Annotated in this window: 25 protein-coding genes and 1 tRNA gene; 9 read left to right on the forward strand and 17 right to left on the reverse strand. The window is 72.8% G+C overall.

Annotated features, from left to right (window positions below; translation table 11 throughout):
* The first annotated feature begins 272 nt into the window (after positions 1–272).
* The gene (locus tag AB0L06_RS14990) at positions 273–923 is read left to right on the forward strand and encodes an Rv1733c family protein (RefSeq protein ID WP_500231549.1); all 651 of its coding nucleotides are present in this window, start codon (positions 273–275) and stop codon (positions 921–923) included.
* A gap of 125 nt (positions 924–1,048) precedes the next feature.
* Here AB0L06_RS14990 and AB0L06_RS14995 read toward each other — a convergent pair whose 3' ends face one another.
* From AB0L06_RS14995 to AB0L06_RS15015, 5 genes are all read right to left on the reverse strand, one after another.
* The gene (locus AB0L06_RS14995) at positions 1,049–1,570 is read right to left on the reverse strand and encodes a MarR family winged helix-turn-helix transcriptional regulator (RefSeq protein ID WP_500231550.1); all 522 of its coding nucleotides are present in this window, start codon (positions 1,568–1,570) and stop codon (positions 1,049–1,051) included.
* Complete coding sequence (locus tag AB0L06_RS15000) at positions 1,567–3,051, reverse strand: MFS transporter (protein WP_500231551.1); 1,485 nt, start codon at positions 3,049–3,051, stop codon at positions 1,567–1,569. Before AB0L06_RS15000 ends, AB0L06_RS14995 begins: the two co-directional genes overlap by 4 nt.
* A 78-nt stretch (positions 3,052–3,129) precedes the next feature.
* The gene (locus AB0L06_RS15005) at positions 3,130–3,990 is read right to left on the reverse strand and encodes an ABC transporter ATP-binding protein (protein WP_500231552.1); all 861 of its coding nucleotides are present in this window, start codon (positions 3,988–3,990) and stop codon (positions 3,130–3,132) included.
* Positions 3,987–5,012: a FecCD family ABC transporter permease gene (locus tag AB0L06_RS15010; protein ID WP_500231553.1), complete on the reverse strand. Its 1,026-nt coding sequence runs from the start codon at positions 5,010–5,012 to the stop codon at positions 3,987–3,989. The genes AB0L06_RS15005 and AB0L06_RS15010 overlap by 4 nt, the downstream gene beginning before the upstream one ends.
* The gene (locus AB0L06_RS15015; RefSeq protein WP_500231554.1) at positions 5,009–5,995 is read right to left on the reverse strand and encodes a FecCD family ABC transporter permease; all 987 of its coding nucleotides are present in this window, start codon (positions 5,993–5,995) and stop codon (positions 5,009–5,011) included. Before AB0L06_RS15015 ends, AB0L06_RS15010 begins: the two co-directional genes overlap by 4 nt.
* Positions 5,996–6,101: 106 nt before the next feature.
* On the opposite strand from AB0L06_RS15015, the gene AB0L06_RS15020 reads away from it, so the two are divergent.
* The gene (locus AB0L06_RS15020) at positions 6,102–7,130 is read left to right on the forward strand and encodes an ABC transporter substrate-binding protein (protein WP_500231555.1); all 1,029 of its coding nucleotides are present in this window, start codon (positions 6,102–6,104) and stop codon (positions 7,128–7,130) included.
* Positions 7,130–7,927, forward strand: coding sequence for a siderophore-interacting protein (locus AB0L06_RS15025; protein WP_500231556.1), 798 nt, complete (start codon positions 7,130–7,132; stop codon positions 7,925–7,927). Before AB0L06_RS15020 ends, AB0L06_RS15025 begins: the two co-directional genes overlap by 1 nt.
* Positions 7,928–7,947: 20 nt before the next feature.
* Here the strand turns inward: AB0L06_RS15025 and AB0L06_RS15030 are convergent, their stop codons facing one another.
* Positions 7,948–8,958, reverse strand: a complete 1,011-nt coding sequence (locus AB0L06_RS15030) for a WD40 repeat domain-containing protein (protein ID WP_500231557.1) — start codon at positions 8,956–8,958, stop codon at positions 7,948–7,950.
* A 102-nt stretch (positions 8,959–9,060) separates the two neighbouring features.
* Between AB0L06_RS15030 and AB0L06_RS15035 the strand changes: the two genes are divergently transcribed.
* Positions 9,061–9,618 (forward strand): GNAT family N-acetyltransferase, encoded by a 558-nt coding sequence (locus AB0L06_RS15035; RefSeq protein ID WP_500231558.1) that lies wholly within the window; start codon positions 9,061–9,063, stop codon positions 9,616–9,618.
* On the opposite strand, the gene AB0L06_RS15040 is transcribed toward AB0L06_RS15035, so the two are convergent.
* Positions 9,613–10,059, reverse strand: a complete 447-nt coding sequence (locus AB0L06_RS15040) for a hypothetical protein (protein WP_500231559.1) — start codon at positions 10,057–10,059, stop codon at positions 9,613–9,615. The two genes, AB0L06_RS15035 and AB0L06_RS15040, sit on opposite strands and share 6 nt — an antisense overlap.
* Before the next feature lie 259 nt (positions 10,060–10,318).
* Here AB0L06_RS15040 and AB0L06_RS15045 point away from each other — a divergent pair, with 259 nt between their 5' ends.
* The 3 genes from AB0L06_RS15045 to AB0L06_RS15055 all read left to right on the forward strand — a co-directional run bounded on the left by AB0L06_RS15045 (position 10,319) and on the right by AB0L06_RS15055 (position 13,072).
* The gene (locus AB0L06_RS15045) at positions 10,319–10,591 is read left to right on the forward strand and encodes a hypothetical protein (RefSeq protein ID WP_500231560.1); all 273 of its coding nucleotides are present in this window, start codon (positions 10,319–10,321) and stop codon (positions 10,589–10,591) included.
* A 68-nt stretch (positions 10,592–10,659) separates the two neighbouring features.
* Complete coding sequence (locus AB0L06_RS15050; RefSeq protein WP_500231561.1) at positions 10,660–11,397, forward strand: hypothetical protein; 738 nt, start codon at positions 10,660–10,662, stop codon at positions 11,395–11,397.
* A gap of 46 nt (positions 11,398–11,443) precedes the next feature.
* Complete coding sequence (locus AB0L06_RS15055; protein WP_500231562.1) at positions 11,444–13,072, forward strand: long-chain fatty acid--CoA ligase; 1,629 nt, start codon at positions 11,444–11,446, stop codon at positions 13,070–13,072.
* Here AB0L06_RS15055 and AB0L06_RS15060 read toward each other — a convergent pair.
* Both AB0L06_RS15060 and AB0L06_RS15065 read right to left on the reverse strand, forming a co-directional pair.
* Positions 13,069–13,299, reverse strand: a complete 231-nt coding sequence (locus AB0L06_RS15060) for a TetR-type transcription factor C-terminal domain-containing protein (RefSeq protein WP_500231563.1) — start codon at positions 13,297–13,299, stop codon at positions 13,069–13,071. The genes AB0L06_RS15055 and AB0L06_RS15060 overlap by 4 nt on opposite strands.
* Entirely contained in the window at positions 13,296–13,868 is a 573-nt protein-coding gene (locus AB0L06_RS15065; RefSeq protein WP_500231564.1) for a TetR/AcrR family transcriptional regulator, read from the reverse strand. The genes AB0L06_RS15060 and AB0L06_RS15065 overlap by 4 nt, the downstream gene beginning before the upstream one ends.
* Before the next feature lie 117 nt (positions 13,869–13,985).
* Between AB0L06_RS15065 and AB0L06_RS15070 the strand changes: the two genes are divergently transcribed.
* A complete protein-coding gene (locus tag AB0L06_RS15070; RefSeq protein WP_500231565.1) occupies positions 13,986–15,410 on the forward strand; it encodes an MFS transporter in 1,425 nt (474 codons plus the stop codon).
* An 84-nt stretch (positions 15,411–15,494) separates the two neighbouring features.
* Here the strand turns inward: AB0L06_RS15070 and AB0L06_RS15075 are convergent, their stop codons facing one another.
* Positions 15,495–16,484, reverse strand: a complete 990-nt coding sequence (locus tag AB0L06_RS15075; protein WP_500231566.1) for a phosphodiester glycosidase family protein — start codon at positions 16,482–16,484, stop codon at positions 15,495–15,497.
* A gap of 200 nt (positions 16,485–16,684) precedes the next feature.
* Positions 16,685–16,760, reverse strand: a tRNA-Asn gene (locus AB0L06_RS15080).
* 153 nt (positions 16,761–16,913) lie between these two features.
* Here AB0L06_RS15080 and AB0L06_RS15085 point away from each other — a divergent pair.
* A complete protein-coding gene (locus tag AB0L06_RS15085) occupies positions 16,914–17,342 on the forward strand; it encodes a YtxH domain-containing protein (protein ID WP_500231567.1) in 429 nt (142 codons plus the stop codon).
* Here AB0L06_RS15085 and AB0L06_RS15090 read toward each other — a convergent pair.
* The 6 genes from AB0L06_RS15090 to efeO form a co-directional block, all read right to left on the reverse strand.
* The gene (locus AB0L06_RS15090) at positions 17,339–17,836 is read right to left on the reverse strand and encodes a hypothetical protein (protein WP_500231568.1); all 498 of its coding nucleotides are present in this window, start codon (positions 17,834–17,836) and stop codon (positions 17,339–17,341) included. The genes AB0L06_RS15085 and AB0L06_RS15090 overlap by 4 nt on opposite strands.
* Positions 17,837–17,934: 98 nt before the next feature.
* Positions 17,935–19,263, reverse strand: a complete 1,329-nt coding sequence (locus tag AB0L06_RS15095; protein WP_500231569.1) for an MGH1-like glycoside hydrolase domain-containing protein — start codon at positions 19,261–19,263, stop codon at positions 17,935–17,937.
* A gap of 125 nt (positions 19,264–19,388) precedes the next feature.
* The gene (locus AB0L06_RS15100) at positions 19,389–20,603 is read right to left on the reverse strand and encodes a DUF475 domain-containing protein (protein ID WP_500231570.1); all 1,215 of its coding nucleotides are present in this window, start codon (positions 20,601–20,603) and stop codon (positions 19,389–19,391) included.
* Positions 20,604–20,664: 61 nt separating this feature from the next.
* Positions 20,665–21,231 (reverse strand): TerD family protein, encoded by a 567-nt coding sequence (locus tag AB0L06_RS15105; protein ID WP_500231571.1) that lies wholly within the window; start codon positions 21,229–21,231, stop codon positions 20,665–20,667.
* 167 nt (positions 21,232–21,398) lie between these two features.
* On the reverse strand, positions 21,399–22,655 hold the full coding sequence (efeB, locus tag AB0L06_RS15110; RefSeq protein WP_500231572.1) for an iron uptake transporter deferrochelatase/peroxidase subunit: 1,257 nt from the start codon (positions 22,653–22,655) through the stop codon (positions 21,399–21,401).
* Positions 22,652–23,791 (reverse strand): iron uptake system protein EfeO, encoded by a 1,140-nt coding sequence (efeO, locus tag AB0L06_RS15115; protein ID WP_500231573.1) that lies wholly within the window; start codon positions 23,789–23,791, stop codon positions 22,652–22,654. Before efeO ends, efeB begins: the two co-directional genes overlap by 4 nt.
* Between the last annotated feature and the right edge of the window lie 86 nt (positions 23,792–23,877).

Consider the following 23,877-nt stretch of genomic DNA (forward strand, 5'->3'; position numbering starts at 1 on the left):
TGCAGCACATGTCCGGGCTCGACGCCGGGGTCGCCGAGCTGCTCGGCCTGACATGACCCGATCCGGACAGGCCGTAACCCGACGAAGTCGAAATGGATCAACAGCGCCCCGGCCCGCTGGGGAACGGGCGCAGGCTGGGCCGGAGGGGACGTCGTGGCCCTAACGGACCTCCCGAAAACGTTTTGACACTGTGCCCGCGACCGCACTCCGGAATATCCTGGCAAAGGATGGCCAAGGGCCTCTTGCCGGGATCTCCCGGGGAGGTGACGACGATGAGCTGGTTCCGTTCCGGGGCGCGGCGGCACGCCGCCACGGACGGTGACGCGAGGCAGGCGGCCGGTGCGCGGATGCGCCGGTGCGCGCGGAGGGCGGGCCTGGCGCGCAGTGATCTGCGCCGTCCGGTCGACCGTGTCCAGCGCGCCATCGCGTTCGTGCTGCTCGGGCTGGCGCTGATCGCCGTCCCGCTGGCGGCGCTGTCGTGCGCGCGCTGGTCGTACCGGTCCGGGATGAGGGCCGAGAGCGCCGAGCGCTCCGTCCGCGTCCGGACGGTCGCGACGGCGGAGGCGATCGGCGTGGGCGCGTCGGGCGACCGGTACGTCCACGAGACGCTGCGCGCGCACTGGACGGCGCCGGACGGCAGCACCCGCACGGGCATCCTGACCAGCTGGAAGAACGCCAAGCCCGGGTCGCGGCACACGATCTGGGTCGATCCGCGGGGCACGTCCACGACACCGCCGCGTCCGCACGGCCGGACGGTCACCGACGCCGCCTACGCCGCGACCGGCGCGGGGCTGGCCGCCGCCCTGCCGCTCCTCGGGCTCTACCTGGCCGTCCGCCGTCGCTGCGACCGCCACCGCTACGCCCTGTGGGAGGCCGGCTGGGCCCGCATGGACGCCGACGCCGGCCACAACCGCCCGTCCTGACCTGCGCGGCTTCACCGGCGCGGCTTCGCGACGGTCGCCGCCCGATCTCAGAACGCGGCCCCAGAACGAGCGCCCCGGACGCGGTCTCAGGCCGCGGTTTCGGAACACGGCCCCAGGACGCGGTCTCAGAACTCGGCGGACCAGCCGGGTGAGGGCGGCGACGGAGGCTCGTGCCCGCCGCCGGGTTCGGCGAGGATGCGTCCGATGATCCGGTCGAGCGCGGCGAGGTCGTCCGGCGGGAGGTCGTACATCGCGGCGGGCGGGGTGCCGAGGATGTGCTCGGCCTCGGCGGCGGCCGCCAGGCCCGCCTCGGTCGCCCGGACGAGCTTGGACCGCCGGTCCGACGGGTTCGGGATGCGTTCGACGAGGCCGCGCTCGGTCAGGTCGTCCACCACGAGCGTCGTGTAGGGGCGGTCGGTGAGCAACTCGCTCGCCAGGTCGCGCAGGGCGACCGGCCCGCGCACGACGCGGCGCAGCGCCTTGATGCGGAAGAAGCTCATGCCGAGCGCCTCGGTCGCCCGGCGCCGCCGGTCGCCGTGCATGACGAGCAGCTCGTGCATCTTCTTCCAGGTGATCCGCACCGGATCGGCCTCATCGGCCTGCTTGCCGGTCCGGGCGGCGTCCGGGACGGACGGGTCGTCGGTCATGTGCTGGTCACCGGGCTCCTGGGCGTGTCGGTCGCGGCGAGGGCCGCGGCCCGCTCGGCGGTTCGGACGGCGCGGCGTCCGGTGGTGATGGTACCGAGGACCAGGACGGCGACCGCGCATCCCGCCATGATCCAGTAGGCGGGTCGCGCCGCGTCCACGAACGTCGCGCTCGCGACGACCGCGCGTCCGCCCCCGCTCCGGTGCCCCTCGCCGCCGCCGGTGGCGGCGACGCCGACGACCGCGCCGAAGACGGCGACGCCGAGGGCCTGCCCGATCTGGCGGCTGGTGGACGCGACGGCGGCGGCGACCCCGGCCTGGGCGCGCGGCATGCCGGAGACGGCGGTGTTGGTGATCGGCGAGTTCACCATGCCGAACCCGAAGCCGAACAGCGCGTAGGCGGCGAACAGGGTGCCGTCGTGGGTCTCGCCGTCGAACGCGGCGAACAGCAGCGCGCTGGCCAGCATCGTCACCCCGGCGAGCTGGAGCGGCAGGCGCGGCCCGCGGGATCCGGTGAGCCGCCCGGACAGCGGCGCGACCACGCCGGTGACCGCGGCCATCGGCAGCAGGTAGAGCCCGGCGTGCAGCGCGCTCAGCCCCCGGACGCTCTGCAGGTAGATGGAGTTGAGGAAGAGGAACCCCGACAGCGCGGCGAACGCGCTGATCGCGATGAGGGTCGCGCCGGAGAACGGCAGGCTGCGGAAGAACCGGACGTCGATCAGCGGCTCGGCCGCGCGCAGCGCGTGCAGGACGAACAGGACGAGCGCGACGGCGGCGACCGCCGCGCAGCCGATCACGATCCCGGACGTCCAGCCGAGCGCGGCGCCCTCGATGATCGCGTAGGTCAGCGTGCCGAGCGTCACGATCATGAGGAGCTGCCCGACCGGGTCCGGGCGGCGCGGGCGCGGCGCGCGGGACTCCGGCACGAACACCTGGGTGAGGACGAGCGCGGCGATCCCGATCGGCAGGTTCAGCCAGAAGATCGAGCGCCAGCCGACCGAGTCGACCAGGACGCCGCCGACCAGCGGCCCGGCGGCCATGCTGATCCCGACGACGCCGCCCCACACGCCGATCGCGCGGGCCCGCTCGCGCGGCTCGGTGAAGGTGTTGGTGATGATCGACATCGCGACCGGGTTGAGCATGGACCCGCCGACCGCCTGCACCACGCGCGCGGCGATCAGCCAGCCCAGGGTCGGCGCGAGGCTGCACAGCAGCGAGCCGACGGTGAACAGCGCGAGCCCGACCTGGAACACGCGGCGGCGGCCGAGCCGGTCCGCGGTGGAGCCGGAGGTGATCATCAATCCGGCGAGCACGATCAGGTAGGCGTCGATCGTCCACTGCAGGCCGGACATCGAGGCGTGGAGGTCCCGCTGCATGGCCGGGATCGCGACGTTGAGGACGGTGTTGTCGAGGCTGACGATGAGCAGGCTCATGCAGCAGATCGCCAGCACGAGCAGCCGCCGCCGGCGGCCTGTCTCCGGCACCCGGAACCCCCAGGAGATGGTTGTAGGCGTATAACCGTTGTGACGGTACAACCATTTTGGAAGCGGGTCAGGTCAGATCTACGTGACCTTCGCGACATCCCCGGACGATGCGGACACCGCAGAGGCGGCGGGCGCGGCCGGGACGACCAGCGGCGTTCCGGTCTCCGGGTCCTCGATGACGCGGCAGCGCAGGCCGAACACCTCGGCGACGCGCTCGGCGGTGACGACCTCGGCGGGCGGGCCCTCGGTGACGATCCGTCCGTCCCGCATGGCGATGAGGTGGGTCGCGTAGCGGGCGGCCTGGTTCAGGTCGTGCAGGACGGCCACGACCGTGCGGCCCTCGGCGTGCAGGCGCGCGCACAGGTCGAGCACCTCGATCTGGTGCGCGATGTCGAGGAACGTGGTCGGCTCGTCCAGGAGCAGGAGGGACGTCTGCTGGGCGAGCGCCATCGCGATCCAGACGCGCTGCCGCTGGCCGCCCGACAGCTCGTCCACTCCCCTGGACGCGAGCGCCTCCACGCCTGTGGCCCGCATGGACTCGGCGACGACGCGTTCGTCCTCGCGCGTCCACTGGCGCAGGATCCCCTGGTGCGGGTAGCGGCCGCGCGCGACGAGGTCGGAGACGGTGATGCCCTCGGGCGCGACGGACGACTGCGGGAGGAGGCCGAGCGTCCGGGCAAGTCTGCGGGCGGGCCAGGCCGTGATCCGCTCGCCGTCCAGGGTCACGGTCCCCGTGGCCGGGCGCAGCACACGCGCGAGCGCGCGCAGGAGCGTGGACTTCCCGCACGCGTTCGGCCCGACGACCACGGTGAACGAGCGGTCCGGCACGGCGACGTCGAGGTCGCGGGCGATGACGCGCCGGTCGTAGGCGAGCGTCAGTCCGGAGGCGGCGAGCCGGGCGGTGGGCGCCGAGGCGGAGTCGGCGGCGGGGGTGCTCACAGGCGTCCTGCCTTTCGTTCGGTGGTGAGGAGCCAGATGAGGTAGCCGCCGCCGAGGAGGCCGGTGACGACGCCGACGGGGAGCTGGTGGCCGGGGACGAGCCGCTGCCCGGCGAGGTCGGCGGCGGCGAGGAGCGCCGCGCCGAGGCAGGCGGCGGGCAGCGCGTTCGGTCCGGGCGCGCGGGTCAGGTGGCGCGCGAGCTGCGGCGCGGTGAGCGCGACGAACGAGACCGGACCGGCGGCGGCAGCGGCGAGCGACGCGAGCAGGACGGCGACCGCGAGCAGCACGCCACGCACCCGGTCGACGGGGGCGCCGAGAGCGCGCGCGGCCTCGTCCCCGAGTTCGAGCGTCCGCAGCGCGCGCCCGCACGAGGCGGTGGCGACGACCGCGATGGCGAGCATGACCAGCAGGGGCGTGGCCTGTGTCCAGTCGCGCCCGTCCAGGCTGCCGGTCAGCCACAGGACGGCGCGCGCGGCGTCGGTGATCTCCGCCTTCGTCAGCAGGTAGCCGTTCACGCCGGTCAGGATGGCCGCGACCCCGATGCCGACGAGGACGAGCCGCTGCCCGTGCGCGCCGTTCCGTCCGACGAGCAGGACGATCAGCACCCCGGTCAGCACACCGCCGGTCACCGCGCCGACTGCGAGGCCGAGGCCGCTCCCGCCCGCGAGGACGGTCGCGACCAGCACGCCCGTCGCCGATCCCTGCGTGAATCCGAGCAGGTCAGGGCTGCCGAGCGGGTTCCGCGACAGCGACTGGAACAGCGCGCCCGCGAGCCCGAGCGCCGCGCCGACGGCGAGCGCGGTGGCGGCGCGCGGCAGCCGGAGCCCGTTGACGATGAAGTCCGTGGACGCGTCGCCGCGTCCGAGCAGCGCCCGCACGACCTCGCCGAAGCCCATCGGGTAGTCGCCGCCGCCGATCGCGACGACGCTCACGACGACGGCCACCGCCGCGAACACGACCGCGACCAGCACGGCACGCGGGCTGAAGCGCAGCGAGACCGCGCCCGTCCTGATGTGGCTCACAGCGCCGCCACCTTCCGCCGCCGGACGAAGAAGAGGAAGAACGGCCCGCCGAGGACGACGGTCAGCACGCCGACCTGCACCTCGCCCGGACGCGCCACGACGCGTCCGAGGACGTCGGCGACGAGCATCAGCACGGGAGCGGCGAGCGCACTGTACGGAAGGAGAAGCCGCAGGTCAGGGCCGGTGACGGCACGGACGAGATGCGGCACCATCAGCCCGAGGAACACGATCGGCCCGCACGCCGCCGTCGCCGCGCCGCACAGCAGCGTGACCGCGGCGATCCCGGCTCCGCGCACCAGCGCGGGACGCGCGCCGAGGGCCCGCGCCGTGTCGTCCCCCATCGCGAGCGCGTTCAGCGGACGTGCCAGAACCAGCGCGAGCACCACACCTACCAGGACGAACGGTGCGACCTTCTGCACGGTCGACGTCTGCGCGGACGCGAGGCTGCCGACCGTCCAGAAGCGCATGCGGTCCAGGGACGCGGTGTCGAGGAGCTCGACGGCGCTGACGTAGGAGTACAGCGCCGCGTTGACGGCCGCACCGGCGAGCGCGAGCCTCGCCGGGGTCGCTCCGCGTCCGCCGCCGATCCCGTAGAGCAGGACGGCGACGAGCCCCGCCCCCGCGAACGCGAACCACACATATCCGGCGAACGACGTGACCCCGAGGAACGCGATCCCCGTGACGACGGCCGCGGCCGCCCCGACGTTGATGCCGAGCAGTCCCGGATCGGCGAGCGGGTTGCGGGTGAGCGACTGCATGAGCGCGCCCGCGAGGCCGAGCGCCGCGCCCGCGACGAGCCCGAGGAGCGTGCGCGGCAGCCGCATCTGATGGACGACCGTGTACGCCTCCGCCCCCGGATCGGTGAGGCCGCGCCACACCTCGGACGGTCCGAGCGGACGCGCCCCGACGGCCAGGCTGAGCGCGGCGACCGCCGCCAGCAGGGCGGCGACCAGGGCGAACCGCCGCACGAAGGTGAAGGTCACGGGCGACTCCTCGGGGGCCTGGACAAAAACTTAGGTTAGGTTAACCTAAGTTCCACCTATCGGGCCGATGGGCGTCCACGCACCCTGATCTCGGAGAACGCACCAGATGACGAACCTCGCCTCCTCCCGACTCTCCCGGCGCGGCCTGCTGGGCGCCGGCGGCGCGCTCGCCCTCGGAGCCGTCCTCGCCGCCTGCGGCAAGGACGGGAACGGCGCCGCGAAGGCGTCCGACGACGGAGGAGCGTGGTCCTTCACCGACGACCGGGGGCGGACCGCGGAGGCGGCGTCCCGTCCGCGCCGCGTCGTCGCCTACGTCGGGGCCGCCGCCGCGCTCTGGGACTACGGCGTCCGCGACCGCATCGTCGGCGTGTACGGCCCGGCGAAGCTCAAGGACGGCGGCCGCGACCCGCAGGTCGGCGAGGTCGACATCAGCAAGGTCGAGATCATCGGCAACGCCTACGGCGAGTTCAACATCGAGAAGTACGCGGCGCTGCGTCCCGAACTGCTCGTCGACCACATGTTCGTGAAGCCGAACCTCTTCTACGTCCCGGCCGAGAGCAAGGACAAGATCTTCAAGCTGGCCCCGAGCGTCGGCGTCCTCGCCGGTGACACCACGCTCACCACCCCGATCGAGCACTACGCCGCCCTCGCCGTCTCCCTCGGCGCGGACCTGAGGTCCGCCGCCAACACCGCCGCCAGGGACCGCTTCGACAAGGCCGTCACCGCCCTGCGCGAGGCCGCCGCCGCGAACAGGGGCCTGAAGGTGATGGCGGCGTCCGCGAGCCCCGACCTGTTCTACGTGTCCTCTCCGGCGAAGAACGCCGACCTGCGCTTCTTCAAGGAGCAGGGCGTCGAGCTCGTCGTTCCCGGCAAGCTCGACCAGGCCGGCTACTTCGAGTCGCTGAGCTGGGAGAACGCCGACGAGCACCGGGCCGACGTGATCCTCTTGGACGCCCGCACGCAGGCCCTCCAGCCGAAGGACCTCGGATCCAAGCCGTCCTGGGGGAACCTGCCCGCGGTGAGGGCGGACCAGGTGTTCGGCTGGGAGCCGGAGCCGCGGTTCTCCCACGCGGGCTGCGCTCCGATCATCGAGAAGCTCGCCGAGATCGTGAAGAACGCGAAGAAGGTGGCGTGATGTTCCGGTTCTTCGACCTGTCGGTGATCCGCACCGCGCGCCTCGGCCCGACCATGCTGCGGATCACCTTCACCGCCCCCGGCGGCTTCGTCTCCGGCGGACGCGACCAGCGCTTCAAACTGTTCTTCCCGCACCCCCACCAGGACCGTCCCGTCATGCCGGACGTCCCGGACGACGCCTGGTTCGCCGCCTGGCGCGCCCTCGACCCCGCCGAACGCGCCGTCATGCGCACCTTCACCGTCCGCGCGCAGCGGCCCGGCGAGATGGACGTCGACTTCGCCCTGCACGGCGACCTCGGCCCCGCGTCCCGCTGGGCGTCCCGCGCCCTCCCGGGCGACCACGTCCTCGCCCTCGGCCCGACCGCCCCGGGCAGCGGCGGCGTCGAGTTCGCCCCGCCCGCGTCCGCCCGGACGATCCTGATCGCCGGGGACGAGTCCGCCCTCCCCGCGATCGGCGCGAACCTTGCGTCCCTGCCGCCCGGCGCGTCCGCGCACGTCTACGTCCAGATCGCCCACGACGACGACCGCCAGGACGACCTCCCCGAAGGCGTCACCTGGCTCGTCCGGCACCGCGACGAACCACTGCCGGACGCCGTCCAGAACGCCCCGGCCGTCGACTACGCCTGGCTCGCGGGCGAGGCCGCCACCGTCCGCGCCATGCGCCGCCACCTCGTCCGCGACCGCGGCATGCCCCGCACCGCCGTCGAGTTCATGGGCTACTGGCGCCGAGGCTCCTCCGAAGAGACCCTCCTCACCGAAACCCTCGCCGGCGGCAACCCCCACACCGCCGAAGACTGACCCCTCAGCCGTTGGGGGGTTCAGGGGCGAGGGGTCAGGTCCATGATGCGGACGGCGCCGTCCTTGTCGGAGCTGATGACGACCTGGCGGCCGTCCAGCTCGGTGATCCGGAGGGCGGTGACGGCGTGGTCCCCGCGGAACGGCTCGGCGAGGAGCCGGCGCGCCTCGAGGTCCCAGGCGCAGATCGTGCCGTCCTTGGATCCGGTGACGGCGACGGCGCCGCCCTCCACCACGGTCGCGTCCAGGCAGGTCACGGCGTCGCACAGGACGTCGATCGGCTCCTCCCACTCTCCGGTGGCGAGGTCGCCGACCAGGAGCGTCCGCCCACCGGACGCCACGACGCGCGGCACCCCGGCGTCCACCAGGGCGAAGTCGGACAGTTCGAGCTCGATCTCGTCGACCTCGAGGAGCAGCGCGTCGTTCTCGACGTCCCAGACGAACACGCGTCCGTCGCCGCCGGGCCCCACCAGAATGGGCCGGTCCTTCAGCGCTCCGGCCGCGACGGCACTGGACGCGGAGGAGAACGCCTCCAGCGCGTCCACCTCGATCAGATGGTCGTAGGGCGAGGGGGTGTCGTCCGGATCGTCCTCGCCCGGGTCGGCCACCGCCGGGTCCCACAGTTGGACGGGCGGAACCGACGAGACCCCCACCACGAACCAGGTGCGGCCTCCGAGGACGGCCGCGGTCGCGGAGGCCACGCCGCCGTCCTCGGCGAACATGCGGACCGCACCGCTCTCAAGGTCCCACTGCGCGAACCCCTGGTGCTGCCCACCACCGCCGATCACGACCCGGCCGTCCACCACCGCCGCCGCGAGCGCCGTCAGCTCGGTGTAGCCGTCCTCCCCGAACCACGGGTCGCCGAGCTCGTGCTCCGTCCACGCGTCACCGGCCACATCCCAGCTGAAGGCGCGGAGACTCCGGTCGTGCGTCCCGACCAGCAACGTCCGGCCGTCTCGTACGACGACGTCGAAATCCTGGATCTGCCCGTCGAAGGGAAGCCTGCTGACCATCACGATGGGGAGGGGGAACATGCACGGGATCGTAGGCGACCCCCCACCTCGTGATCATCCCTTTCCGGATCTTCACGGCCCCCGGCCGCCCACCCGCCCGCGCCGCACTGCCAGGATCAGTTGATGACCTCCGACGCAGCACTCCCCTCTCCCCTGGTCACCGGCCTGGGACTCCAGTTGCGCCCGTGGTGCGAGGACGACCTGCACACCATGGTCGAGCTGTTCGACAACCCCGATTTCGCCCTCTGGACGCCGCTCGTTTCCCCCTTCGACCTGGACGCCGCGCGCGCCTACCTGGAGAAGAGCCGGACGAACCGCGAGAGCGGCCGGGTCACCCAGCTGGCCGTCACCACCGACGGCCGGACGCCCCTGGGCGAGGTCCTGCTCATCCCCCGGCTCGACGAGCCGACCCCCGCCTTCGAACTCGCCTACGGCATCGGCCCGCAGCATCGAGGCCAAAGCCTCGCCAGCCGCGCCGTCCGCCTCATGACCGAACACGCCCGCAACCAGGACGCGTCCGCACGGATCATCCTGCGAATCGACCCCGACAACACCGGAAGCCAGCGCGTCGCGCAGGCCACCGGCTTCCACCTCACGGACGAGGCCCCGCTCGCCCGCGAACGGCCCGGCCGCACGCCCGTCACCCTGCACACCTGGGCCCACCGGCCAGAAGCCTCATGACGAGTCACCCGGCCTGAGCCCGATGGTCGCCGCGTCCGAGCGGATCAGCTCGATCCGGATGGTCAACATCCTCGAGCCGCTCCCGAACGTGACAGAGCCGTTCGGACCGGCCTCCCCCGCCCCCGTGCCGCCGCCCTCGTACGTCCAGCGCATCAAGACGTGCTCGGGCTCGACGGCGGTGACGACCAGCGGCCCCGCCTCGAAGCGCTCAGCCAGCTCGATCTGGTCCCCGGCCCGAACCCGGACCTCGCACCGCCCCTCCCGGCAGGCGGCCAGGTTCGTCCCGTCCTTCGGAGCGTCCGGCGCCGACGACGCGGCCGAGGGCCTCGACTTCAGCGGAAGCGACGACTGCATGGCCCCGTCGCCGTCACCGTCGCACCCCGCGAGCAGCGCGCCCAAGGCCAGACCGGCGACACCCGTCCCAAGAATCCGTGCCCGCATGCCCGCTTCCTTCTCCCGGCTCCCTGCCGCAATCCCTCCCCACCCGCCCCTGTTCCGACACGCCCCGGAACACTTCGTGAGCGGGATGTGTCCATCGCCCGCCTCCTTGGCCGATCGCAGCGATCAACCGACGAGCCGTCAGCACCCCCGTTCGGCGGGGCGGCTTCCAGGCGCCATTTCTATCGCCCCACGGAGAGTGGTTAATTCGGAACAACAAGTCACCATGGAAGGGCGCTGAGTACTACCGAAGGGCACCGCCATGCACACCTCCCGCGCCCGGTGGGCCGCCGTGATCCTGGCGGTCGCCGCCGCCCTCGCCACCGCCGCGCTGACCGTCGCGGCACTGACCAGCGCGGCACGCACGGGCGCGGCCCTGACCAATGCCGCCCCGGCCGCACCGGAGGCGCCCGCCGATGTCACGGTCGTCGAGCAGTGCGAGGCGGGCGGCGGCACCATGGTGACCGGCGTCGGCGTGTCCCGCTTCTGCGTCGGCGGCGTCTACGACGGCCAGGAGCTCCGCGCTCCCTGGTGAGGGAGGAGTCCGCGGCCGGATGACGCCACCGCGTGTACAACGGCACGGGTCGCGTCGATCCTTGGGAGATGCCGCGAGATCGTGTCGGCCTGCGGGCTTCGAGATGGGTCGTCGCGGGCGTCGGCGTCCTGGTCATCGCCGTGGCGGGCACCGCGCTGGGCGTCGAGATCACGCGCGGGCCTGTGCGGCACCGTGCGGTGGCGTCACCTTCAGGACGGCCGGAGGCGACCGTTCCCGGACGGCGTCCCGCACCCGGTCCGTTGACGTTCGACGGGCGGCGGGTCGCCGAGATGCTCTCGGATCCGCCCGGACGGCTCACCATGACGTCCTTCCGCCTGCCCGGCGAAGCGAACCTGTGGGATCTCTCGGCCTTCGTGCTCGACCCCGCGACCGGGACGTTCGTCGCGACGCCCTACACCGAGGCCGCGGTCTCGCCCGACGGACGCTCGGTCGCGGGCGTCGTGGGTCCGCACGGGAAGCCCAACCAGGTGGCCGTGCGGGATCGTCTCACCAGGGTCGAACACCGCGTCTACCTGCCGTCCCCCTCGGGCTATCTGAGATGGGCGCCGCGCGGACGGCGGGTCCTCAGGCTGCTGCTGGGGTGGTACGACGACTCGCACCTTCTCGCGGTGCGGACGGTCGACCGCGTCCACTGGGAAACCGCACTGACCGACCTGGACGGGACGGTCCGCCAGGTCCTGGTGCGTGACACTCTTCCGCGGGCCGGCCCGGGTGTCATGGGTCAGTACAGCGCGATCCCGCGGTCCTGGGGCCCGATATTGCCTGCCGACCGGTCGGTATGGTGATATCGGGCACACATACCGGCCGGTCGGTCCCACCGGGAGGGTGTTCGTGATCCCCAGCACCATGCAGGACTTCCCGCTCACCATCGCCGCGCTGATGCGGCACGGACGGCTGGTCTACCCGGGCAGCCAGTGCGTGACCTGGACGGGCGGCGGGACGCCGCCGAGGCGGGCGGGGTTCGCGGAGATCGCCGCGAACGCGGAGCGGCTCGCGGCGGCGCTGACCAGGCTGGACGTCCGGGCGGGCGACCGCGTCGCGACGTTCGCGTGGAACAACCAGGAGCATCTCGAGGCGTACCTCGCCGTGCCGTCGATGGGCGCGGTGCTGCACACGCTGAACATCCGGCTGTTCCCCGGGCAGCTCGCGCACATCGTCAACCACGCCGAGGACTCCGTGGTCATCGTGGACGACTCGCTCGTCCCGCTGCTCGCGCGGATCGCCGACCGGATGCCGACCGTCCGGCACGTGATCGTGGTCGGGGACGGCGACGCGTCCGCGCTCGGACGGCCCGTCCTGCGCTACCGGGAGCTCCTAGACGCCGAGGACCCCGGGTTCGCGTGGCCCGAGCTGGACGAGCGGTCGGCGGCGGCGATGTGCTACACGTCCGGGACGACGGGCGATCCGAAGGGCGTCGTGTACTCGCACCGGTCGACGTTCCTGCACGCGCTCGCGGCGAACTCGTCGTCGCTGGTCGGGCCGCGCGAGGACGACCGGGTGCTCGCGATCGTCCCGATGTTCCACGTGAACGCGTGGGGGCTGCCGTACGCGTCGCTGCTGTCCGGCGCGTCCCTGCACATGCCGGACCGGTTCCTCCAGCCCGAGCACCTGACCGCGTTCGTCGCATCCGAGCGGACGACGGTCGCCTCGGCCGTCCCGACGATCTGGAACGCGATCCTCGACCACGGCGAGCGGCACGAGATCGACCTGTCGTCGCTGCGGCTGGCGAACTCCGGCGGGGCCGCCGCGCCGCGCGTCCTGCTGGAACGCGCGCAGGAGCGCCACGGCCTGCGGATCGTCCAGGGGTGGGGCATGACCGAGACCAGCCCGCTCGGCGGCATCGCGTTCCCGCCGCCCGGCGTGGAACCCGGCACGCCCGAGGACACCGACTGGCGGATGAAGTCGGGCCGCGTCGCGCCCGGCGTCCAGATGCGGATCGTCGACGCCGGGGACCGCGAGCTGCCCTGGGACGGCGAGTCGGTCGGCGAGATCGAGGTCCGCGGCCCGTGGATCACCGGCTCCTACCACCGGACGGACGCGCCGGAGAAGTTCCACGACGGCTGGCTCCGCACCGGCGACGTCGGCACGATCGACGGACGCGGCTACTTCCAGATCACCGACCGCGTGAAGGACGTCATCAAGTCGGGCGGCGAGTGGATCTCGTCCGTCGAGCTGGAGGACCACCTCATGGCGCATCCGGCCGTGGCCGAGGCCGCCGTCATCGGCGTCCCGGACCCGCGCTGGGACGAGCGTCCGCTGGCCTGCGTCGTCCTGCGCGAGGACGCCTCGGCGACCGCCGCGGAGCTCGCGGGCTTCCTCCGCGGCCGCATCGCGAAGTGGCAGGTCCCCGAGTACTGGACGTTCCTGGACGAGGTCCCCAAGACGACGGTGGGGAAGTTCGACAAGAAGCCGCTGCGCGCGCGGCACGCCGCGTCCGAGCTGACGGTCGAGCGCCTCTAGGGGCGATGCGCGAGCAGGCCGTCGAGGAGGAGGCCGACGTGGTGCTCGCCGACCTCCTCGGCCTTCAGCCGCCCGCCCGGCCGGTACCACGCGCCGATCTGGTGGACGGTCCCGAAGAGGAAGTTCACGACGATGTCGGCGGGCGTCCCGGCCCGGAATGTCCCCTCATGGCCCTTCTCGGCGAACAGCCGGGTCGCGACGGCGACCAGCCGCTCCTGCAGCGTCACCCGGCCTCGCCCTCCCGGAAGAGCGGCAGCAGCACGTCGTCCACGATCGCCTGGATCTCGGCGTCGGTGCGGCGCGGCTGACCCGCGACGCAGTAGTAGAACAGCAGCGCGGGACCGGCGGACGCGGCGCTCGCGCTCGCCGTCCCGCCGTGCAGGGCGACGAGTTCGGCGATGCGCTCCTCGCAGGGCCGCGTGACGGACTCGTGGAACAGCGTGCGCAGCTCGCCCGTCCCGTCCGCGGCCTCGGCGGCGACGGCCTGGAACGCCGTTCCGCGGGAGTCGTTGAGCGCGTGGTCGAAGTGCCGCAGCAGGACGGTCAGGCCGTCGCGCAGCGGGGTGCCGTCGGGGAGCTCGGGCGGCTTGGGCAGCAGGTCGCGCAGCGCGTCGCGGACCAGCTCCTCCTTGTTGCGCCAGCGCCGGTAGAGGGCCGCCTTGCCGGTGCCGGCCGCCGCGGCGACCTTGTTGGTGCTCAGCTTCGCGTAGCCGACGCTGTCGAGCTGCTCGACGACCGCGTCGAGGATCGCCCGGCGCAGCTCCTCGCCTCGCCGCCGGGACGCCGTGACCGTCACCCGTACCCCTCTCGAACACCGGTCATCGTAGCGCGGGAAATAGTGAACCACCTAGTGCACTAAACGCCGCCTTCTCGTCTACAGTGAACCACCTGGTTTCCTATTTTGGAGGTCCGCGTGTCACGCGCCACGCTCACGCTCGCCGTGATCGTCTCCTGCGAGCTGATGCTCATGCTGGACGGGACGATCACCAACGTCGCGCTGCCCGAGATCCGGGACGGCCTCGGCCTCTCCCCCGGCGGCCTCGCCTGGGTGAGCAACGCCTTCCTGCTCGCCTACGGCGGCCTCATGCTCCTCGGCGGACGCGCCGGGGACGTCCTCGGCCGCCGCCGCGTCTTCGTCGGCGGCATGGTCCTGTTCACGGTCGCGTCCCTGCTCGGCGGCCTCGCCCAGAACCCGGCCTGGCTCATCGCCGCCCGCGCCGCCCAGGGCGTCGGCGCCGCGCTGGCCGCGCCCAGCACGCTCGCCCTGCTCATGACCAACTTCGACGGCCCCGCCCGGACCCGCGCACTGAGCGTCTACTCGTCGGTGACCGCGTCCGCGATGACGCTCGGCCTGGTGCTCGGCGGCGTCATCACGTCCACGCTCTCCTGGCGCTGGGTGCTGCTGGTGAACGTCCCGATCGGCGTCCTGGTCGTCGCGCTCACCCCGCGCGTGGTCGACGAGTCGCCGCGCCTGGGCGGACGCTTCGACCTGGCCGGTGCCCTGACCTCGGCCCTGGGCCTGGCCGCCCTCACCCTCGGCCTCGCGCGGGTCGGGAACTGGCCGATCGCGATCGGCGTCGGCGCGCTCCTGCTGGTGGCGTTCGTGCTGGTCGAGCGGCGGGCCGTCCAGCCGATCACGCCGCTGCGGCTGTTCGCCGACCGCGCCCGCTCGTCCGCGCTCCTGGCCCTGCTCCTCATCCCGATGACGACGATGAGCGCGCAGTTCCTGATCGTCCAGTACCTCCAGGAGGCCCTCGGCTGGGGCGCGCTGCGCGCCGGCCTGGCCTTCCTCCCGATGGCGCTCGGGATGTTCGCCACCGCCCGCTACGCGCCCCGCGTCATGGGCGTCCTGTCGTGGCGCCTCGTCGCCCTGCTGGGCACCGTCCTGATGACCGGCGGACTGGCCTGGCTCGCCTTCCTTCCGGAGACGAACGGCTACACGCTCGGCGTCGCCGGACCGCTCCTGCTCCTCGGCGCGGGGCTGGGGTTCGTGGTCGTCCCGTTCAACATGTCCATCATGTCCACGGTCGCGCCCGCCGACTCGGGGGCCGCGGCGGGCCTGCTGCAGACCGCGATGCTGACCGGCGCGTCGATGGGCATCGCGGTGCTCTCCAGCGTCTACACCTCGTCCGTCGAGGGACACGCGGCGACGGAATCCGTCCGGGCGTCCGTCATCGCGGACGGCATGAGCAGCGCCTTCGCCGTGGCCACCGCCCTCGCCACCGCCGCGCTCCTGGTCGTCCTGGTGGCCTTCCGGACACCCGCCCCCACGGTCTCGGAAGCGCCGCTCGAGCCCGCACCACACGAGCCCGCCCGCGAGGGAGCCCCGGCGGCCTGACCCGTCAGCCGCGGTGCCGAGCGACGACCAGGTTCACCAGTGGTGTGATCAGGACGGCGTTCGGCACCCCGTGGTCGGTGACGATCACCGCGGGACGGCCACCAGGGCCATCGCCAGGGCCCACCCCCGATGGAGGTCGACCAGCGGACGCAGCAGCTGCAGCCGCCCACCGTGGACGGCCATCTCGTACTCGCCGCAGAAGTCACGCCGGTAGGTCCCCGCCGCGACCTTCTGGCAGGCGACCGGCCCGCCGTCCAGGTTCAGCGCGAGCCGCAGGCCGAGCCCTGACCTGGGCAGGAACGCCGCGAGCGAGCGCAGCGAGAAGTAGGCGTCCTTGGTGGTGCCGACGATGACGCGCCCCGTGCCGTCCTGCCCGAGGAAGCTGCGGTTCGCCAGCCAGCGCTCGTCCTGCTGGTCGGCCCGTCCGCGACCGTCCGCGCCGATCAGCATCGGATACGACACCATCGCCTGGTCCGCCCCTTCGAGGGCCTTCCGCCAGTCACCCCCGGCCAGGTCCACCAGCCGGACGCCGTCCGCCCCGGACACGAACGCCCCGTGCGTGGCCTTGTAGGACGCGGGGCCCAGCCGGTGCCCGTCGCTGACCACGGGAGTGTCCGGCTTCCCACGGCGATCGAAGTAGCTGCCGTTGACGACCAGCGCCGCCCCCGTCGCCTTCATCCACCCGCCGACCCCTCGATCACCGGCCGGACGGTTCAGCACCCGGAACCGATACCGCGCCGGGTCGATCCGGGTGAGCAGCAGGGCGTCCACAGGCTTCCCGCCCACCCGGACGGGCAGCTCCGCGACGTCCATCCCCGGCGCCACCTGCCGCCACCGCACCGGCTCCGCCGCGTCGGGCGACCGCCGTCCCGCCAGCGACAACCGGATGCCCTCCGACAACCGCCCATCGTCCGGCCCCACGCTCACCCACGTGCTCGCGCCCCGCCGCAGTAAGACGTTGACCCCGTACGAACGCCCCTGTTCGTAGGCGGCCGCCACCGCGCCCAGCGCCACCACCAGGACGAGCGCCACCGGCGCCCCGGCGCCCCACAGCCACCGCTTCGTCAAGACCATGCCGGTTATGACGCCGACCCATTCCGGACAGTTCGGACCACCGCCGCCCCGGCCCGTGATCCAGGGCGGCACCCGGCCGCGAACCTGATCTTCCCGGCGCCACCCGAACCGCGCCGTTACTCACTTTGCCACCCGATACATGCCTCAGGGCCGCTACCGAGATCGGTAGCGGCCCTGAACTTGGCCTTTGCCGGCCGGTGTGGCTCCCGCGATTGGACTCGAACCAATAACCTGCCGGTTAACAGCCGGCTGCTCTGCCAATTGAGCTACGCGGGATTGTCCCTGGTCTCCGGGGGTTTGGCCCCCTGGCGACAGGAATAGATTAGCGCATCCGAGGAGTGGTTCGCTCACCTGAAACGGGCGCGGGGGTGAGGCGTGCGTGGGCGGGTATGGGTCCGATCACGGTTCGTTGCGTCCTGTGGGGGTGGGATGAAGCACCGGGTTGTGTTCATGGTCGGGGCGGCTTTGGGGTACTTGCTGGGCACCAGGGCCGGGCGCGAGCGGTACGAGCAGATCAAGCAGGCGTCGCGGCAGGTGGCCGGGAGCCCGGCCGTCCAGGGGGCGGCGGGGGCCGTCCGGGAGCGGGCCTCGGACGCCGGGGAGCGGGTCGTGGAGAAGGCCCGCGAGCGCGGCGGCGCCCTGGCGAAGGGCTCCAGGCGCCGCTCGCACCGCGAGAAGGCCAAGGCGGAGAAGGCGTCCGCGGGGCGGGCGGGCACGAAGCACCCGGGCGCCGAGAAGGCGAAGAGCCAGGGGCGGGGGCGCGGCCGGAAGAGCCGGAAGGCCCGCAGGCACGCGACCGTCGCTCCGGACCCCGGGACGCCCGGCATGGAGGCCGGGCGCGAGAACGCGGACTTCTAGAGGCCGGTCTGGCGGCGCAGGTCCTCCAGGAGCTGCTCGGCCTGGGCGCGCACGCCCGGGTCGTCCGGGTCGAGGCCCGGGTCGAAGACGAAGGTCCAGCGGACGGCGCCGCCGCCGGGCGGACGGCGGCCCGCGATGCGGACGCCGCCTCCGTTCGGGAGTTCGGCGTGCTGGGAGACGGCCACGGTCGAGGTGACGCGCTCGCGGACGGTCTCGGGGACCGATCCGGGCTCGGCCAGGCGGACGTGGTGCTCCGGGCCGCCCATGGTCTCGTGGACGTGCAGCCAGCCGTCCTTCCAGGACGCCTGGTCGACCTGCTCCCAGGGGACGCGGGTCAGGCCGTCCTCGGTCGGGACGTAGAGGGCCTGCGCCGTCGCGACGACGTGGGAGCCGCCACGAGTTCCGGCGGAGGACAGCACGCGGTCGCCGCGCGGGAGGTCCAGGGCGGCGCGGACGTCCGCGGGGAGGGCTCGGTTCGACCGGAGCAGGCGCATGATCCCCAGCGTAGTCGGCGAAGCGGCCGGCGGGCCGCCGGTGCGGCGGGCCGCCGGTGCGGCGGGCGCGGCCGCCGGTGCGGCGGGCGGGCCGCCGGTCAGGCCGCCCTGGGGGCGCGGCGGGCGCCGAGGAGGTCCAGGATGAGGGCGGCGGACCAGCTGTAGTCGTGGCTGCCGCGGCCCGTCCCGTCGAAGGGGTCGAAGAACTCACGGAAGCCGGACTGCCGGACGAGCCGGAGCGTGGACCCGTACAGGAGGTCCGCGACGACGGTGTGGCCGTGGGCGAGGGCGCCGTGCCAGACCAGCCAGTTGGTGTTGATCCAGGTGGGGCCGCGCCAGTGGCCGCCGCGGTCGAAGGCGGGGGCCTGGATGTCGCAGGTGGGGACGGGGTATCCGGCCGCCCCGGCGAAGCGGGCCGAGAGCAGCAGGTCGACGAGGTGGCGGACGTTCGCGGCGGGCAGGTCCGGGTCCAGGAGGGGCACGAAGGACGCGATGGTGACGACCGGGAGGAGACGGTCGTCCCGGAGGTCGCGGGCGCGGAAGCAACCCTGGTCGGCGTCCCAGAGGCGGTCCAGGAGGGCCGTGTGGACGCGTTCGGCGCGGTCGCGGTGCTGGGACGGGTCGGCGCCGACGAGCGCGGCGATCTCGGCCAGGGCGTGTTCGGACGCGAGGTAGGCGGCGTTGAAGAGCGGGTCCTCGATGGCGAACGGGTGATCGTCGCGCATGTAGGCGGGGTCGTAGTCACGCGCGCGCAGGAGGGTGACCAGGTGGACGTACCGGTCGTAGTCCTCCCCGGTGGGAAGGTCTCGTGGCGTGTGGCCCGGCGAATAGGCGGCGGGTGGGAGCCGGAGGGCTCCCAGTGGACGATCCCAGGCGGGGCTGTTGTCCAGGCCGGATTCCCAGGGGTGGCATATGGCGGCCAGGCCCGAACCGCTGAGATCGCGGGCCTCGGCCAGGTAGCGGTGCTGGGCGGCCAAGCACGGGTAAAGCCTGCGGAGGAAGTCACGGCTGCGTTCAGCGTCGGGCGCCGGCGCGCTCTCGTGTAGGCGGAGCGCCGCCAGGGCGTGCAGGGGCGGCTGGGTGAGGCCGGACGTCCGGACACCGTGCGGGGCGCGATCCGGGCGCCTGCCGCGGTGCCACAGCCCCGGGTCCGGGAAGTAGGCGTGCCTTGGCAGGGTGTCGTTGAACACCAGGTGCGGGAGCAGGCCGTCCGCCCACTGGCCGCGGAACAGGGACAGCAGCTCGCGCTCGGCGCGGTCGCGACGGTGCCGGGCGAGCCCCATCGCGACGAACGCCGAGTCCAGGCTCCACTGGTGCGGATACAGGCCCGGGGAGGGGACGGTCGCCGTCCCCGTCCAATTGGCGTCCAGGACCCGCGCCGCGGCCTGCCACAGCGCGGTCTCGTCGCCGGTGAGACGGGAGCTCATGAGGTCGCATGTCCTCCCGAGGCGGTGCGGTTACCGCGATTGTGACCGCTGGAGAGCCTCCCGACGACCCCTGGCGGCGCGTAGCTTGTCTTCGCTCGCCCCGCCTCTTTGGTGATTGACCACTGTCAGAGGTCGCCGACGCTCGACCGCGGCGCCATCCGCCCTGGCCGGACGGCCCGCTCGGGGTCCTCGGCGTCCTCGGGCGCGGCGGTCTCCGGCCGCTCGGACGCCTCCGCCTCCCGGTCGGCGGTCTCGGTGACCGCCGCCTCGCCCGTGCTCTCCGCGGCGGCGGCGCGGCGGTTGCGGACGACCGAGGACGCGAACGACACCAGGATCAGGCCCGCGCCGATGCCGCCGGTCACCCAGTCCGGCAGCTCGTGGCCGATGCTGATCATCATGCAGACCGACAGCGCGCCGATCGCCCAGTGCGCGCCGTGCTCCAGGTACACGTACTCGTGCAGGGTCCCCTTGCGGACGAGGTAGACCGTCAGGGACCGGATGTACATCGCGCCGACGCCGAGGCCGAGCGCGATGACGATCGGGTCGGTGCTGATCGCGAACGCGCCGATCACGCCGTCGAACGAGAACGACGCGTCCAGCACCTCCAGGTACAGGAACAGGAAGAACCCGGCCTTGCCGACCGCGAGGGCGGCGCTGCTCGGGCCGCCGCGGCGCGCCGGAGCGGCGTCGGCGTCGGTCTCGGCCATCTCCTCGTCGATCTCGTCCGAGAACACCTCGCCGAGGCCGTCCACCAGGATGTAGGTGATCATGCCGAGCACCCCGGCGATCATCACCTCGGCCGGGTCGTCGGCGACCAGCCCGGACACCAGCGCCAGCACGCCGCCGGTGACCACGACGGGCAGCTGGTCGAGCCGGCCCATCTTGGCCAGGAAGCGCTCGGGCGGCCCGAGCCAGCGCAGCTCGCGCTCCTCGAACACCCAGTTCAGGAACAGCATGAGCAGGAACGCGCCGCCGAACCCGGCGATCATCGGGTACGCGTCCCGCATGATCGTCTCGTACCGGTGCGGCTCCGACAGCGCCAGGTCGAACGCCCGCATCGGGCTCAACTTGGCCGTCAGGGCGACGATGACCAGCGGGAACAGCAGCCGCATGCCGAACACGGCGACCGCGATGCCGACGGTCAGGAAGATCTTCTGCCAGAACGGCGACATGCGGTCGAGCACCTTGGCGTTCACCACGGCGTTGTCGAACGACAGCGAGATCTCCAGAACCGCCAGGATCGCCACCAGGGCGAGCGCCTCGGGCCCCTGGTAGGCCACAGCGGCGAGCATCGCCACCACCGTGAGAGCAGCGGACCAGCCGAACGTGCGAAGGATCATGCGCCCGGTTTCCATGTCGAGGGTCGGTGTGGGGTGGAACGCGAGGTGGTGCGAATGCGGGTCATCGGGCCGGCAGGCCGTGGTCGAGGGCGATCTCGCGCAGTCCGCCGGGGTAGCCCCTGCCGACCGCGCGGAACGTCCAGCCTCCGGCGCCGCGGCCCAGCTCGCCGAGCAGGACGGCCGTGGCGGGGTCGTCGTCGCGCGGGGCGGGCAGGTCGTAGCGGGCCAGCTCGGCCCCGTCCGGCCGCCGGGCGAGCCGGACCGACACCGCCCGGACCTGACCGAGGCGCTGGGCCCGGTTGGCCGCGTCGAAGATCGACAAGGGGAAGGCGATGCGGGCGCAGCGTTCCGGGACGGCGGCGAGGTCCACGTCGATGATCTCGCCGGGGCCGTCCGGGGCGGCTCCGCGGTGCTCGACCGAGCCGTCCGGGCTGCGCGGGTTGTTGAAGTGCACGAAGTGGTCCTCCGAGAGGACGGCTCCCGCCTCGTCCAGCATGAGGGCCGCGGCGTCCACGTCGAAGTCGGCGCGGGGCTCCTCCGGCGGCGTCCAGCCGAAGCCCACCGCCAGGGCGGGCGGGGCGGATCCGGAGAGGGGTACGCCGTCTCCCCCGGTGAGCGGAACAGCCATGACGGACCACTTCCTCGGAGTCGGCGAACCGGCCGCCGGCCGCGACGGTGCTGCCGGACGCCGACGACGGGACGTTCTTCGACGCATGCGCGATGCTATCCGCTCGCGCGGGGATCGGCCCCTCCACTTGATCACCCGAGGCGCGGAACGACCGTGCGGCAAGGGTTTCAGGCGAACAGGCCCTCTCCCCAGTATCCACCCTCGCGGACGCCGGGCGGGCAGGCGTAGACGCCCGACCCGACGTGCTGGACGTACTGGTTCATGGCATCGGTGGCCAGGTTGTTCTGGACCCGGATGAAGCCCGTGCGCGGGTCCCGCTGGAAGGCGATGAAGAACAGGCCCGCGTCGAGGCGTCCGAGGCCGTCCGAGCCGTCGGTGAACGAGTAGCCGCGGCGGAGGATCCGGGTGCCGCCGTTGGAGTCGGGGTGGGCGAGGCGCACGTGCGCGGTCGGCTTCAGCTTCGCGAGGTCGACGGGGTCGTGCTCGCGCCTCTGCCCGATCGGGGCGCCCTCGTTCTTGTCCCGGCCGAAGACGTCCTGCTGCTCGCCGAGGGACGACCGGTCCCAGGTCTCGATGTGCATGCGGATGCGGCGCGCGACGAGGTAGCTGCCGCCCGCCATCCACTCCGCGCCGTCCGGCCCGGCCGCCCAGATGTGCTGGTCGAGCGCGGCCGTCTCGGTGCCCGCGACGTTGCGCGTGCCGTCCTTGAAGCCGAACATGTTGCGCGGGGTCTGGGCGTCCGGGGTCGTGGAGGACGTCTTGCCGAACCCCAGCTGCGACCAGCGGACCGAGACGACGCCGAACCCGATGCGCGCCAGGTTGCGGATCGCGTGCACCGCGACCTGCGGGTCGTCCGCGCACGCCTGGACGACGATGTCGCCGTCGCTGCGGTTCGGGTCGAGGTTGTCGCCGGGGAAGTGCGGCAGGTCGACGAGCGCGGCCGGACGCTTGGCCTTGAGCCCGAAACGGTCCTTGCCGTCCTTCTCGAAGAGGGTCGGGCCGAACCCGACCGTGAGGGTCAGCCGGGACGGCGGGAGGCCGAGCGCCTCGCCCGTGTCGTCCGGCGGGGACACCGCGGGGCCGCCGACCGCGCCGTCGCCGACCGGCTTCCCGGCGGTCATCGCGGCGGCCGCGGCCGTCCAGTCCTTCAGCATCCGGACGAGCTTGGCGCGGTCGCCGGTGACGACGTCGAACGCGGCGAAGTGCAGCCGGTCCTGGACGGGCGTGGCGATGCCCGCCTGGTGCGTCCCGTAGAACGGGACGGCGGACGTGCCATCGGTCCTGGCGCCGTCGTCCTTGGACACGACGCGGTCGATCCCCGCGCCGGCCGCCGCGCCGACGACCAGGCTCGCGCCGCCGAAGCCGAGCATGCGGCGGCGGGACATCCGGCCGGTCACCGGCGTCCGGCTTCCGTCACCGGTCACTTGGCCACCGCGCCCGCGAGCTTCGACAGCGGCTCGGCGAGGGCGTTCACCGCGTCACCGAGGGACTTGCGGTCGGCCTCGCCGACCGTGTCGTAGGAGACGTACCCGTCGCCCTTCTTGTACTTGGCGACCAGGTTCTCGACGGCGGTGAAGTTGTCGTCGAGGTCCTTGGCGAGCTGTGCGTCCTTCTCCTGGACGACCGGACGAAGCAGGTCGAAGACCTTCTTCGCGCCGTCCACGTTGCCCTTGAAGTCCCAGAGGTCGGTGTGGCTGAACGCCTCCTCCTCGCCGGTGACCTTGCCGGTGGCGACCTCGTCCAGCAGCTCCTTGGCGCCGTGCGCCATGTCGTTGACCGGGTCGATCGTGAGGGTCGCCATCTGGCCCTTGAGGTTCTTCAGGTCGGCCATCAGGCGGTCGGCGTACTGCTCCTTGCCCTTGACCGAGCCGTCCTTCCAGAGCGCCTTCTCCAGCAGGTGCCAGCCGGACCAGTTCGTCTTCTCCTCGGGCTTCAGGTCGGCCTCACGAGCGTCGAGCTTCGGGTCGATGTCGCCGAACTTCTCGGCGACCGGCTCGATCGTCTCCCAGCCCATCCGGGACGGCGCGTACAGCTCCTTGGCCTTCGCCACGTCGCCCGCCTTGACCGCGTCCGCGAACTTCTGGGTCTTGGCGATCGTGTCGTCCACCTGCGCGAGCACGAAGGTCTTGTACTCGGACGCTGCGTTCGTCAGGCGCGGATCCGCGGATCCGGCGGCGCCGCCGGACCCGGTGACCTTGATGTCCTGGGTCGGGCCCTTGCCGGTCTGGCCCGCGCTGCACAGCGCCTTGTAGTCGCCGGCGGCCAGGTTGACCACGAAGTTGACCGTGGTCCCCGGGCCGATGTTCTCCCGCTCGGCGATGATCTTTCCGTCCTGGCGGAGGATCTCGAACTCGTTGGCCTGCGAGCCCTTGTTGAACACCTTGAAGGTGATCTTGCCGGCCGGGACGTCCTTCCTGGCGACCTCGCAGGCGCTGTCGGACGCGGTCACCTTGATCGCGTCACCGCCGCCCTTGCCGTCGTCACCCCCGCCGCACGCCGCGAGCAGGGACGCCGAAAGGGCGGTGGCGCCCGCGAGGGCGAGAACGGACGAGGAACGCATGACTGACTCCAGAACGGCATATTTGGTAAGGCTTGCCTAAATTAGCCGAACCTAACCAGATGCCGTCAAGTCGCACCCGGGACAGG

Source organism: Spirillospora sp. NPDC052269 (genome assembly GCF_040679435.1).
Taxonomy (GTDB): domain Bacteria; phylum Actinomycetota; class Actinomycetes; order Streptosporangiales; family Streptosporangiaceae; genus Spirillospora.